Below are 12,678 nucleotides of genomic sequence, written 5' to 3' on the forward strand. Positions count from 1 at the left end.
TCACCGACCCCACTCCGCCATCGGCAAGGTCCCACCCATCACCAGGTTGACCAACCTCCCTGGGCAGTACAGCTAGCCGGCCCGCCCGGCTCGGGCGCCCCCCGGGGGCAGGGGCGGCCGCCGGGCTCGGACGGGTGAACTCCTGCGGCGCAGGTCCACCCGCCGGGACGACCGTCCGATCGGCACGAGGTGGAGACCCCCGCGACGACGTCCCGGCCGACGGACGTCCCGGTCCGGCTGCTGCTGGCGGCGACGGCGGTCGCCGCGCTGGTGGTGCTGGTCGTCCCCGGCCTGCGGTCGTCGGTCGCGGTCGGGGCGTGCTGGGCGTCGGTCGCCCTCGTGCTGGTCGGCGTGCTCCGGCACCGCCCGCGCCCGAGTCGCGCCTGGCTGCTCCTGGCGGTGGTGCTGGCGCTGTGGGCCGCGGCGACCACGATCTCGCAGGTGCGGGGCGAGACCTCGCCGGCCGGGGTCGTGCTCGTCGGCGCCGGCCAGCTGGGGGCCGTGCTCCTCGCGCTCGCGCTCGTCCCCCGCTCCGGACGGCGACGGGCCCGCCGGGGCAGCGCCGCGGGACCGCGGCCCGGATCTGGCGCGCACCCGAGCGGGGGGCGCGAGCGGGTCCTCGACGGCGTCGTCATCACCACCGTGCTCACGCTGGTCACCGCGCAGGTCGTCGCGGTCGCGACCTCGAGCACCGTGTCCGCGACCACCGTCGTCGTCCCCGTGGTCGACGTGGCGGTGCTCGGGCTGCTGGTCAGCTCCCTCGCCTCGCACCGGCTGCAGGAGCCGTCCGCCGTCCTCGCCATGACGGCCGCGCTGCTCACGGTCGCGTTCGACCTCCTCGTGGCCGTCGGGGGCGCGCGGCTCGCCGCGCCGAGCGACCCCCTGCTGGTGGTCGGCTCCGTCGCGGTCCTCCTCTTCGGGGCCGCGGCGCTGCACCCGACCATGGCCGGGACCTTCTCCGCCGAGACGCTCGCGCGTCGCCGGGCTCCGTCAGCGGCGCTGCTGGGCCTGCTGCCGCTGGTGGCCGTCCCCCTGGCCCTGTGGTGGGTGGCCGACCTCACCTCCGTCCGGGGCCTCCCGGCGCCGGTGCTCCTCGCCGGCGCCTCGGCCGTCGCCGGCCTGTGCCTGGTGCGCGCGTCCGGCGCCCTGCGCAGCAGCGAGCACCTGGCCGACCACGACCCGCTCACCGACCTGGTCAACCGGCGGGGACTGGCGCGCGCCGTCGACGAGGTCCCTCCCCCCGGCGGGTGGGCCCTGCTGCTCGTCGACGTCGACGAGTTCAAGCAGGTCAACGACACCCACGGCCACGCGCTGGGCGACCAGCTGCTGCTCCAGGTGCGCGACCGCCTCCTGGCCGCGGCGGGGCCGGGCGCCACCGTGGCCCGCCTGGGCGGGGACGAGTTCGTCGTCCTGGTGGCCGACGACCGGGTCCGGCGCGTGGCCGACGAGGTGCTGCGCTCCCTGCGCTCGCCGGTCTCCGTCGGCGCCCTGGAGCTGCGCACGAGCGCGAGCATCGGCGTCGCCCCCGCCGACCCCGCGGCGGACCTGGCCGAGCTCGTGACGCGCGCCGACATCGCCATGTACGCCGCGAAGGCCGCCGGGCGCGACGCCGTCGCGGTGTTCGCCGCGCGGATGCGCGAGGAGGTGGCCCACCGCTACGGGCTGACCGGTGAGCTCCAGCGGCTCCTGGGCCAGGAGGCCGCCGGCCGCGACGGCCGGCTGGAGGTGCACTACCAGCCGCTCGTCGACCTCCGCAGCGGCTCCGTGGTGGGCGCCGAGGCGCTGGTGCGGTGGGCGCACCCGCGGCACGGGCTGATGGCTCCCGACGGCTTCCTCGACCTCGTCGCGGCGAACCGGTGGGACGCCGCCCTCGACGCGGCCGTGCTGCGCCAGGTCGTGCACCAGCTCGCCGGGTGGCGGGACGCGGGTCTCGACCCGGTGCCGATCAGCGTCAACCTCACCTGCGCCAGCCTGCTGGACCCCCACCTGGACGACCGCGTGCTCGCGGTCCTCGCCGAGCGCGCGATTCCCCCGTCGTGGCTGCACCTGGAGATCACCGAGCACGAGGAGCTGCCGCTGGACGGGCCCGCCGGCGACACCCTGCGCCGGCTGCGCTCCGCCGGGGCCACCGTCCACCTCGACGACTACGGCACCGGGTACACCTCGCTCAGCTACCTCAGCCGCTTCCCCGTGGAGGTCCTCAAGCTCGACCGGTCCGTGGTCGACTCGATCGCGGCCGGGGAGCAGGCGCAGCTCGTCGCGGGGATCGGGGCCATGGCCGCGACGCTCGGGCTGGACCTGCTCGCCGAGGGCGTCGAGACGGCCGAGCAGCGCGAGGTTCTCCTGGCCATCGGCGTGCGGTACGGCCAGGGCTACCTCTTCTCCCGGCCGCTCGCGGCGGACGACTACGCCGAGCAGGTGCTCGCCCGCCCCGGCGGGGCGCTGGGCGGGCCCGCCCCCGGCCGGCCCCCGCACGAGGACGAGCCCTCCCCCGCTGCGATCCCGCACCAACTCGCGCCCCGTCCGCGCTGCTCCGTGGAGGACGCCCACCGCCCCGTGGACGCGGCGGTCCGGCGCCGTCCCCCGGGCCGCCCCTGAGGGCCCGCCGCTGGTCGCCGTCCGCGCACCCCGCGGGCGAGCGCCGCCGGGGCGCTGCGGCCGGGAGTGCTGCGGTCAGGATCGCTGCGGTCAGGAGCGCTGCGGTCGGGAGCGCTGCGGTCAGGCGTCGATGCGCTCGCGGTCGAGGTCGGCAGCACCCTCGACGATGAAGTCGCGCCGGGGGGCCACCTCCCCGCCCATGAGCAGCTCGAAGACGCGCTCGGCGGCGGCGGCGTCCTCGATGCGGACCCGGCGCAGGGTGCGCCGGGTCGGGTCCATCGTCGTCTCGGCGAGCTGGTCGGCGTCCATCTCCCCCAGGCCCTTGTAGCGCTGGATGCCGGGCTTCCAGCGCCGGCCCTTCTTCTCGAGGTCGCGCAGCAGACCCGACAGCTCGGCCTCCGAGTAGGTGTAGACGACCTCGGCGGGCCGGCGCCCGGCCCCCAGCACCTCCACGCGGTGCAGCGGCGGGACGGCGGCGAAGACGCGACCGGCCTCGACGAGGGGGCGCATGTACCGGAAGAAGAGCGTCAGCAGCAGGGTGCGGATGTGCGCGCCGTCGACGTCGGCGTCCGTCATGACGATGACCCGCCCGTACCGCGCGGCCTCGAGGTCGAAGGAGCGCCCCGAGCCGGCGCCGATGACCTGGAGGATGGCGGCGCACTCGGCGTTGCCCAGCATGTCGGCGAGCGAGGCCTTCTGGACGTTGAGGATCTTGCCGCGGATGGGCAGCAGCGCCTGGTACTCGCTCTGGCGGGCGCGCATGCCCGTCCCGAGGGCGCTGTCGCCCTCGACGATGAACAGCTCCGTCCGGTCGTTGTCGCTGCTGCGGCAGTCCTTGAGCTTGGGCGGCAGCGAGGAGCTCTCGAGCGCGCTCTTGCGGCGCTGGGTCTCGCGGTGCAGGCGCGCGCTGATGCGCGACTTCATCTCCGAGACGACCTTCTCCAGCACCGCCGCCGACTGCGCCTTGTCCTCGCGGCGCGTCGAGGCCAGGCGAGCGGCGAGCTCGCGCTCGACGACCCGGCTGACGATGCCCCGCACCGCCGCGGTGCCGAGCACCTCCTTGGTCTGCCCCTCGAACTGCGGCTCGGCGAGGCGCACCGTGAGCACCGCGGTCAGCCCCGCCATCACGTCGTCGCGCTCGAGCTTGTCCCCGCCCTGGCGGCCCGGGGCGAAGTTCACCTTGAGCTTGCGGGCGTTGTCCTCGATGACCTTCTTGAGGACCTTCTGCAGCGCCGCCTCGAAGCCCGCGACGTGGGTGCCGCCCTTGGGCGTGGCGATGATGTTCACGAAGCTGCGGACGGCCGTGTCGTACCCGGTGCCCCAGCGCAGCGCGACGTCGACGAGGCACTCGCGCTCGACCTCGGTGGGCTCCAGGTGCCCCAGGGCGTCGAGCACCGGCACGGTCTCGGTGAAGCGGCCGCTGCCCTGCAGGCGCCACACGTCGCTGACCGGCGGGTCGGTGGCCAGGTGGTCGGCGAACTCCGCGATGCCGCCGTCGAAGCGGAACTCCTCGACGCGGCGCTGGTCCTCGCCCCCGCCCTCGCGCTCGTCGACGAGCACCAGGTGCAGGCCGGGCACGAGGAAGGCCGTCTGGCGCGCCCGCGCCACGAGCTCGTCGTGGGCGAACGTCGCGGTGGGCAGGAAGACCTGCGGGTCGGCCCAGTAGCGGATGCGGGTCCCGCTGGGGGCGCCCTTGCGCGCGCGTCCGCTGACGCGCAGCTCGGAGGACTCCTGGAAGGGGCTGAAGGGCGCGTCGGCCCGCGGCCCGCCGTCCCCGTCGTCGAAGACGCCCGGCTCCCCGCGCCGGAAGCTCATCGCGTGGGTCCTCCCGCCCCGGTCGACCTCGACGTCCAGGCGCGCCGACAGGGCGTTGACGACGGAGGCGCCGACGCCGTGCAGCCCGCCCGAGGCGGCGTAGGAGCCGCCGCCGAACTTGCCCCCGGCGTGGAGCTTGGTGAAGACGACCTCGACGCCGGACAGGCCGGTCTTCTGCTCGGTGTCGACGGGGATGCCGCGCCCGTCGTCGCGGACCTCGACGGAGCCGTCGGCGTGCAGCAGGACCTCGATGCGCGTGGCGTGCCCGCCGAGCGCCTCGTCGACGGCGTTGTCGATGACCTCCCACAGGCAGTGCATGAGCCCGCGGGAGTCGGTGGAGCCGATGTACATGCCCGGGCGCTTGCGGACCGCCTCGAGGCCCTCGAGGACCGACAGGTGCCGCGCCGTGTACGCGTCGTCGCGGTCCCCGGCGCGCACGACGCGCGAGGCGGGCGGCGACTGCCCGGGGGGTCGAGCCGGCGCGGAGGTCTGCTGGGCCACGCCGCCAGGCTAGACGGGGGTCCGACAGGGCGGCGCAGCCGAGGGGCCGCCGCGCTGCGCCGGTCGGGTGAGCCGCGCCCCGGGAGCGCTGCTCCCGGCGGTTCCTCCCGCAGCGAACGGGCCTGTCGGGCCGATGGGGGAACGGCAGGCCGTGGTTCCATGTTGAGCACGACGTACCACGGGAAGAACCAAGAGCTCTTCGGAAGGACGACGTGACCGCCACCCTCGCGACAGAGAACCTCACCGCCACGGACCGCTGCGACCGCTGCGGGGCCCAGGCCTACCTCCTCGTCCGGCTGCCCTCCGGTGGTGAGCTGTACTTCTGCAACCACCACGGGCGCGAGCACGAGGACACCCTCCGGGAGTCCGGCGCCGACATCGTGGACGAGTCCTCGCGGCTCGCCGGCTCCTGAGCACCTCCGCGCGACCCTGATCCCGTGGCGCTCCGACGGCCGCCGTCCCCCCGTGGGACGGCGGCCGTCCTGCGTCCGCGACCGGGTCGCGCGACCGACGAGCGGGGCGTGCGAGCGATGACCGGGAGAGCCCGTCGTGGGTGACGTGCTGGAGGGTTTCGGCGACACCGTGACGGTGCTCGCGGGGATCGGGGTCGTGGTCGGGGTCGTCGGCACGATCGTGCCGGTCCTGCCCGGCGGCCTGCTCGTGGCCGCGTCGGTCCTCGTGTGGGCCCTGGTCACCGGCGGGACCGCCTGGTGGGTGCTGCTCGCCGTCGTCGTGGTGCTCTCGGCGGGCCAGGTGCTCGAGTACCTCACCGCCGGCGTCTCGCTCAAGCGCGCGGGCGTCCCCACCCGGTCGCTGGTCATCGGTGGCCTCGCCGGGATCGTCGGGTTCTTCGTCGTCCCCGTCCTGGGGCTCGTCCTGGGCTTCCTCGGCGGGCTCTACGCGGCCGAGCGCGCCCGCCAGCCCGACGCCGCCGCCGCGTGGCGGAGCACGAGGACCGGGCTGCGGGCCGCGGGCGTGGCCCTGCTCATCGAGCTCGCCGCGGTGCTCGTGTCGGCGACCCTGTGGTTCAGCGCCGTCCTGTGGTGGGTGCCGTGAGCGAGGGCCCTGGTCCCGCGGGCGGCAGCACGCACGCCGCGCTGCTGGACGCCCGCGCCCGGGTGGTGCACGACCTCGGCGCCCACGGCCTGGACGCCCCGGCCCACGTGGACGTCGTCGACGTCGCCGTGCGCGAGCGCCGCTGGTGGCTGGACGCGTGGCCCGAGGGCGCTGACCACGTCGCCGGCCAGGTGGCCCAGGACGTGCAGGAGTCGCTCCTCGACGAGCTCGGCGTGCACTGGCCCCGGTGCTCCCTCGCCCACCCGGGCGAGGAGCCCGACCCGCACGTGCTGCACGTGCTGCCCGACCTCGGCCCGGACCCGCACTGGGCGTGCGAGGAGACCGGCGCGGCGGCCGCACCCCTCGGCGCGCTCCGCGCCCTCGGGGACTGACCCCCGCGTCCGGCCCGCGCGACCCCCGTCGACGACGACGGCCCCGGCGCTCCTCGCGGAGCACCGGGGCCGTCGTGCGGGCCCGCCGGCAGCGGGCCCCCGGGTCAGTCCAGGTAGTCGCGCAGGACCTGGCTGCGCGAGGGGTGCCGCAGCTTGGACATCGTCTTGGACTCGATCTGGCGGATCCGCTCGCGCGTGACGCCGTAGACCTTGCCGATCTCGTCGAGGGTCTTGGGCTGGCCGTCCGTGAGGCCGAAGCGCATGGAGACGACGCCCGCCTCGCGCTCCGAGAGGGTGTCGAGCACCGAGTGCAGCTGCTCCTGCAGCAGCGTGAACGACACCGCGTCCGCCGGGACGACGGCCTCGGAGTCCTCGATGAGGTCGCCGAACTCGCTGTCGCCGTCCTCGCCCAGGGGCGTGGACAGCGAGATGGGCTCGCGGCCGTACTTCTGGACCTCGACGACCTTCTCGGGCGTCATGTCCAGCTCCTTGGCCAGCTCCTCCGGGGTGGGCTCGCGGCCCAGGTCCTGGAGCATCTGCCGCTGGACGCGGGCGAGCTTGTTGATGACCTCGACCATGTGGACCGGGATGCGGATGGTCCGCGCCTGGTCGGCCATGGCGCGGGTGATGGCCTGGCGGATCCACCACGTCGCGTACGTCGAGAACTTGTAGCCCTTGGTGTAGTCGAACTTCTCCACCGCGCGGATCAGCCCGAGGTTGCCCTCCTGGATCAGGTCCAGGAAGAGCATCCCGCGGCCGGTGTACCGCTTGGCGAGGGAGACCACGAGGCGCAGGTTGGCCTCGAGCAGGTGGTTCTTGGCGCGGCGCCCGTCGTGGGCGATCCACTGCAGCTCGCGGTGGTAGCGCGGGTCGGTCACCTCGCCGGACGTCATCCGCTCCTCGGCGAACAGGCCCGCCTCGATGCGCTTGGCGAGCTCGACCTCCTGCTCGGCGTTGAGGAGGGCGACCTTGCCGATCTGCTTCAGGTAGTCCTTGACCGGGTCGGCCGTCGCGCCCGCCGTGACGACCTGGACCGCCGGGGCGTCCTCGTCGTCGTCGTCGCGCAGGACGAAGGAGTCGCTCTTCGCCTCGGTGCCCTTGGCGTCCGCGGCGTCGGCCTCGGCGACGGTGGGCCGAGCGGTCGCGTCCTCGTCAGCGAGCGTCTCCGCGACGTCGGGGGTCGTGACCTCGGTGGGCCCGGTGTCCGCCGCGCTGCGGCTGCGGCTGCGCGGCGCCGGCGCGGGGGCCGCGTCGTCGCTCTTCGCAGCGGTCTTGCGAGCCGGCGCCTTGCGCGGCGCGGCGGCCTTCTTGGCCACCGGCTTCTTGGGGGCTGCCGGCTCGGCGCCCTCCTCCGCGTCCGTCGCGGCGACCGTCGTGGCCGCCCGCGTCCGCGTGGCGGCCGCGGTGCGCTTGGCGCGCTTGGCGACGGGCTGGGGGTCGTCCACGACGACGGTGACCGACGCCTCGTCCAGGGCGCGCAGCACCGTCTTCATGCGGGACATGGGCACCTCGGCGCTCTCGCAGGCCGAGCGCAGGCTGGTGGCCGTGACGCTGCCGGACGCGCGGCCCGAGGAGAGGAGCTCCTGCAGCTGCGGGTGGGAGAACTCCGCGGGGAGCTGCTGGGGGGCGGTGCTGGGGCTGGGGACCGACGACACGGACTGCCTTTCGTCGAGGTGGACGAGCGTGGGCGGGGACGGCGCACCGGCTGCTAGAGCCGGTGGCGCAGCCGCCCGGCGGCGCAGGAGGGCTGGGATCTAGCAGGTCCAACGAGCACCCGCCCCGGTTCATGCCCCGGCGGGCTCGGCGTTTTCAGGCATGGCGAGACAGGTGGATCGCAAGTCCCCATGATCGCACAGCCGGTCGGGTGCTCGGGCGCGGGCAGACCGGCGCCCGAGGGGCGTGACGGCGGCGCGGGAGCGCAGGCGGCGGTCCCGGCGGCACGACGGTCCTGAGCGGTGCAGCGGGCCCGCGCCGTGCGGCGCCCCGGCGGGCGCGGCGGTCCCGGCGGGCCGGGCTCAGGAGGGCTTGACCGCCAGGACGGGGCAGGGGGCGTCGAAGAGGATGCGCTGGGCGCCGGAGCCGAGGATGAGCTTGCCGACCGGCGTGCGCCGCCGCAGGCCGATGACCACGAGGTCGGCGGACTCCGCCACGGCGACGGACAGCAGGTCCTCGGAGGGCTCGGCGCCCGGCGTCAGCGTCCGCAGCTCGTAGGGCGGGGCGTCGGCGCCCGTGCCGAGCGCCTCCTCCACCTCCGGGCGGAGCTCCTCGAGGGCCCGGGCGCTGGAGGCCAGGGGGTCGGGGTCGTCGGGGTCGGCACGGCGGTTGTCCATGACGACGACCCGCACGCGGCGCCGGGACGCCTCGGCCAGCCCCGCGGCGAGGGCGGCTCGGCCCTCACGGGTCGGCACGAACCCGACGACCACGCTCATGCAGCCTCCTCGGCGACCCGGACCCCTGGGGGCGCGCCACCGGCGGGCGCGCGCCGGAGGCTACCCGACTCGGGCCCTCGCACCGGGGCTCTCGCGCCGGGCCCTGCACCAGCGCCCCCGCGCCGGCGGGGCGCCGCCCCGTAGCGTGGCCGGTGTGGGCGACGGCGACGGGTGGGTGCGCACCGCGTCCGGCGTGCGCCGGTGGGGCCTGCACGGGGCGGCCGGCCTCCTCCTCGTCGCCGACGGCGACGGCGGAGCACCCGCAGCGGCCGGGCCGCACGTGCTGCTCCAGCTCCGGGCCGGGTGGACCCACCTCGGGGGGACCTGGGGGCTGCCGGGGGGCGCCGTGGACAGCCACGAGGACGCCGTCGCGGGAGCGCTCCGGGAGGCGCACGAGGAGACCGGCGTGCCCCCGGGCGCGGTCGACGTGGTGGGCCAGCGCGTGACGGCCGACCTCGGGGGGTGGCGGTACACCGTGGTGCTGGGGCGGCTGCGCGCCGGCTCCGGGGCGAGCCCCTCGGCCGCCACGGCGGAGTCGGACGAGGTGCGCTGGGTGGCGCTGGACGAGGTGGCCCGTCTGCCCCTCCACCCCGGGCTCGCCCCCACGTGGGAGGACCTGCGGCTCTGGACCGGGGACGCCGGCCGCCCGGGCACCGGCCGCAGCGGCTGAGACGCCGACGGGCGTGGGGTGCGCGGCACGAGGTCGCCGCGCGCCCGCGGTCGGCGCCCGCCGGTCAGCGCCCGCCCGCCGCCCCGGGGCCGCCGGGGCTCGCGAGGAGCTCGCGCACGAGGGCGCCGACCGCGTCGCACTCGACCAGGAAGCCGTCGTGCCCGGCCGAGGACTCGAGCACCCGCAGCGGCGGGCGGCCGGGCAGGCCCGCGGCGAGCTCCTCGCCGGCCGCGACGGGGTAGAGGCGGTCCGAGCTCACGGCGGCGACCGTCGTCGTCGCCGTGACGCGCTGCAGGGCCGCGTCGCGCCCTCCGCGCCCGCGCCCGACGTCGTGGCCGTTCATCGCGCGCGTGAGGACCACGTAGGAGCCGGCGTCGAAGCGCCGGACCAGCTTGTCGGCGTGGTGGTCCAGGTAGGACTCGACGGCGTACCGCCCGCCCCGTGCGGGGTCCTCCCCCGCCTGGGCGGTCCGGCCGAAGCGCGCGTCCAGCTCCTCGGCGCTGCGGTAGGTCGTGTGCGCGATGCGGCGCGCCACCCCCAGGCCCCGGTGCGGGCCCTCGCCGTCCGCGGCGTCGTGGTAGTCGCCGCCCGCGTAGCCGGCGTCGCCCTCGACGGCGGCGAGCTGGGCGGCCGACCAGGCGATCTGGTCGGCGCTCGCCGCGGCGCACGACGCCAGGACCAGGAGCCGACGCACCCGGCTCGGGTGCGACACCGCCCACTCGAGCGCGCGCATGCCCCCCATGGAGCCCCCGACCACGAGCGCCCAGTCGTCCACGCCCAGGGCGTCGGCCAGCGCGGCCTCCGCCGCGACCTGGTCCCGGACCGTCACGGCCGGGAAGCGGCTGCCCCACGGGCGCCCGTCCGGCGCCGCCGAGGAGGGCCCGGTGCTGCCCTGGCAGCCCCCCAGGACGTTGACCGCGACGACGCACCAGCGGTCGGTGTCGAGGGCCCGACCGGGGCCGACGACGCCCTCCCACCACCCCGCCGTGGGGTGCCCCTCCCCCGCGGGGCCGACCACGTGGCTGTCACCGGTCAGCGCGTGGCACACCAGGACGACGTTGCTCGCGGTCGCGTCCGGCTCGCCCCACGACTCGTAGGCGAGGACGACGCCGGGGAGCACCTGGCCCGACTCCAGCAGCAGGTCCCCCACCTCGCAGAAGCGCCGGTCGCCGACGGCGTCCCCGGGCCGCCACGCCCCCGTCGCGGGGGGCGGAGCGGGCGCCGGACCGGGGCCCGGCCCCACCGCGCGGGGGTCGCCCGGAGGACCGTCGCCCGAGGCGCCGCGGGCGGCCGGGACGGGACGACCCGCGGCCTCGGCGGCGGACGGCGCGGATCTCCTCACCCGCCGCGGGGCGGACGGGGAGTCGGCCTCCGCCGGCCCGCAGCGGGTGCCCGTGCTGGACGAGGTGGTGCCCACGGTCGGCCTCCTGGAGGACCCGGGGGCCGTGCTGGCGGCCCGCGCTTGCCCGCCGCACTCCGGCGAGCCCGGTCATCACCCGGGGCACCCCACCGCGGAGGAGGGTTGCCGCCCAGCGAGCCGGGGCTCCGCGCTGGGACTCATGACCTGCGAGGACGGTACCCGGCGGCCGACGGAGCGCTCAACCGCCCGTGACCGGCGTCCCAGCCGCCGGACCGGGACCGGCCCGCCGCCCGCCGCCCGCGTGAGCCGCCCGCCGTCAGCCGCCCGCCGTGAGCCGCTCGCCGTCAGCCGCTCGCCGTCTCGAGGGCGCGGCGCGCCCGCACCCACGCCGGCGCGGCGCCGGCGTCCACGAGGTCGAGCACGAGCTCGGCCATCGAGGTGCCCTCGCGCGCCTCGAGCGCCCTCTCGGCGCAGACGACGGCGCGCGCGCCGTCACCGCACCACCAGGCGGACCACGCGAGGGCCGCCAGCGCCTCGGCGCCGGCAGCGCCCGGCAGGTGCCGGACGACGGCGGCCAGCACGGCCGCCACGGGGCCCAGGAGCTCGGCGTCGGGCTCCTGGGCGCCCTCGACCCCGCCGACCACGCCGTCGAGCAGCTCCTCCGCACGGACGTCCGGGCCCGTGAGCACCATCTGCTCGGGCAGCTCGCCGGCACCGGGCAGGCAGCTGACCAGCACGGCGTCGCGCAGCCACGGGTCGCGCAGCGCGGCCCCGAGGCGGCCCAGGAGCGCGGGGTCGTGCAGCTCGCCGCCGGGCCCGTGCGCGACGGCCGGGCCGGGGTCGCCGCCCCGCCGCTCGGCGGCCTCCGGGCCCTCGGACCCGACCGGAGCGGCGGCCGCGGCGAGGCGCTCGACCTCCGCCGCCGCGCGGAAGGAGGCCAGCGCCTCGGCCCGCACCCGGGCGGCGCGGGCCTGGTCGGCCGCTGCCCGGCGCGCCCGACGTCGGGCCGTCGCCGCGCTGCGCGCCGCGTCCCGGCGCTGCTCGGGCGGCGCCGGGCGCAGGTCGTCCAGCAGGCCGTCGCGCGAGTCGGCGGGCGAGGAGCCCCGGGAGACCATCTCCGCAGCCACCACGCTGCCGTGCAGCGCCTCCAGCGGAGCCCCCTCCGCCGGGCAGCACCGCGCGTCCCGGCACCCCAGGGAGCGGTAGCGCAGGCCGTCGACCCACCAGGCGTCCATCAGGCGGACGCCCGCCGAGGCGCACGCCCCGCCGAGCAGCAGCTCGACGAGCCCGGGCAGCCCGTCCACCCGGGGGTCCTGGTCGGCGCTGAGGAGGTCCGGCTCAGCGGGGTCGTCGTAGACGACCGCCACGACAGCTGCCGCGCCGTCGCGCACGGCCAGGTCCACGAGGCGGTCGACGACTCCCCCGACGCGCTCCACGAGGTCGCCGCCGACGCGCCGGTCCGCCAGGTCGCGCCGCTCAGCGGCCTCGAGCCGGGGCAGGTCCGCCCGCACCACGAGCCCGACCCGCCGTCGCTCCCCGCGCAGGCACACCAGCACCAGGCTGCGCTCCGGTCGGAAGCCCAGCTGGTGCGGCACCAGCGCCAGGAGCTCGCGGGGGTCGGACACCCGCAGCACCACCGGCGGCTCCGCCGCGGTGCCGGGGCGTGGGGCCGCGGCGGGGAGAGGAGGGGGCGCCGCCGGCGGGGTCGTGCGGGCGGGTCGCCGGGGAGGGGGTGTCGTCGTCATGCGGCGCAGCGTGGCCGCGCGGGCAGACGGCCCGCAGCCGCCGTCCACAGGCCCGCGGACCGCCAGCGGTGCGCCGCCCGAGGCGCCGGGGTCGGCGGCCCGGGCGGGCGCC

The 12,678-nt window shown here is 77.3% G+C and carries 10 protein-coding genes and 1 riboswitch; of the genes, 5 read left to right on the top strand and 5 right to left on the bottom strand.

Annotation, left to right across the window (positions count from 1 at the left end):
* The first annotated feature begins 189 nt into the window (after nucleotides 1–189).
* On the top strand, nucleotides 190–2,598 hold the full coding sequence (locus Q0848_RS18290) for a bifunctional diguanylate cyclase/phosphodiesterase (protein ID WP_299040183.1): 2,409 nt from the start codon (nucleotides 190–192) through the stop codon (nucleotides 2,596–2,598).
* Nucleotides 2,599–2,718: 120 nt separating this feature from the next.
* Here the strand turns inward: Q0848_RS18290 and Q0848_RS18295 are convergent, their stop codons facing one another.
* Nucleotides 2,719–4,851, bottom strand: a complete 2,133-nt coding sequence (locus Q0848_RS18295) for a DNA topoisomerase IV subunit B (RefSeq protein WP_366146677.1) — start codon at nucleotides 4,849–4,851, stop codon at nucleotides 2,719–2,721.
* A 275-nt stretch (nucleotides 4,852–5,126) separates the two neighbouring features.
* Here Q0848_RS18295 and Q0848_RS18300 point away from each other — a divergent pair, with 275 nt between their 5' ends.
* The 3 genes from Q0848_RS18300 (at nucleotide 5,127) to Q0848_RS18310 (ending at nucleotide 6,362) form a co-directional block, all read left to right on the top strand.
* The gene (locus tag Q0848_RS18300) at nucleotides 5,127–5,327 is read left to right on the top strand and encodes a hypothetical protein (RefSeq protein WP_299040187.1); all 201 of its coding nucleotides are present in this window, start codon (nucleotides 5,127–5,129) and stop codon (nucleotides 5,325–5,327) included.
* 136 nt (nucleotides 5,328–5,463) lie between these two features.
* Nucleotides 5,464–5,970 carry a DUF456 domain-containing protein gene (locus Q0848_RS18305; RefSeq protein ID WP_299040189.1) on the top strand — a complete coding sequence of 169 codons (507 nt, stop codon included), beginning with the start codon at nucleotides 5,464–5,466 and terminating at the stop codon, nucleotides 5,968–5,970.
* Entirely contained in the window at nucleotides 5,967–6,362 is a 396-nt protein-coding gene (locus Q0848_RS18310; protein ID WP_299040190.1) for a hypothetical protein, read from the top strand. The genes Q0848_RS18305 and Q0848_RS18310 overlap by 4 nt, the downstream gene beginning before the upstream one ends.
* 104 nt (nucleotides 6,363–6,466) lie before the next feature.
* Here Q0848_RS18310 and Q0848_RS18315 read toward each other — a convergent pair whose 3' ends face one another.
* Both Q0848_RS18315 and Q0848_RS18320 read right to left on the bottom strand, forming a co-directional pair.
* Nucleotides 6,467–8,017, bottom strand: a complete 1,551-nt coding sequence (locus Q0848_RS18315) for an RNA polymerase sigma factor (RefSeq protein ID WP_299040192.1) — start codon at nucleotides 8,015–8,017, stop codon at nucleotides 6,467–6,469.
* Nucleotides 8,018–8,377: 360 nt separating this feature from the next.
* Nucleotides 8,378–8,791 carry a universal stress protein gene (locus Q0848_RS18320; RefSeq protein ID WP_299040194.1) on the bottom strand — a complete coding sequence of 138 codons (414 nt, stop codon included), beginning with the start codon at nucleotides 8,789–8,791 and terminating at the stop codon, nucleotides 8,378–8,380.
* A 154-nt stretch (nucleotides 8,792–8,945) separates the two neighbouring features.
* On the opposite strand from Q0848_RS18320, the gene Q0848_RS18325 reads away from it, so the two are divergent.
* Nucleotides 8,946–9,461: an NUDIX domain-containing protein gene (locus Q0848_RS18325; protein ID WP_299040196.1), complete on the top strand. Its 516-nt coding sequence runs from the start codon at nucleotides 8,946–8,948 to the stop codon at nucleotides 9,459–9,461.
* Between the two features lie 64 nt (nucleotides 9,462–9,525).
* Here Q0848_RS18325 and Q0848_RS18330 read toward each other — a convergent pair whose 3' ends face one another.
* Nucleotides 9,526–10,704, bottom strand: coding sequence for a homoserine O-acetyltransferase (locus tag Q0848_RS18330; RefSeq protein WP_366146678.1), 1,179 nt, complete (start codon nucleotides 10,702–10,704; stop codon nucleotides 9,526–9,528).
* Nucleotides 10,705–10,914: 210 nt separating this feature from the next.
* Nucleotides 10,915–11,026, bottom strand: a riboswitch (SAM riboswitch).
* 139 nt (nucleotides 11,027–11,165) lie between these two features.
* A complete protein-coding gene (locus Q0848_RS18335; protein WP_299040199.1) occupies nucleotides 11,166–12,566 on the bottom strand; it encodes a DUF4192 domain-containing protein in 1,401 nt (466 codons plus the stop codon).
* Nucleotides 12,567–12,678: the final 112 nt, after the last annotated feature.

The organism is uncultured Pseudokineococcus sp., from assembly GCF_947495735.1.
Classification (GTDB): Bacteria; Actinomycetota; Actinomycetes; order Actinomycetales; family Quadrisphaeraceae; genus Pseudokineococcus.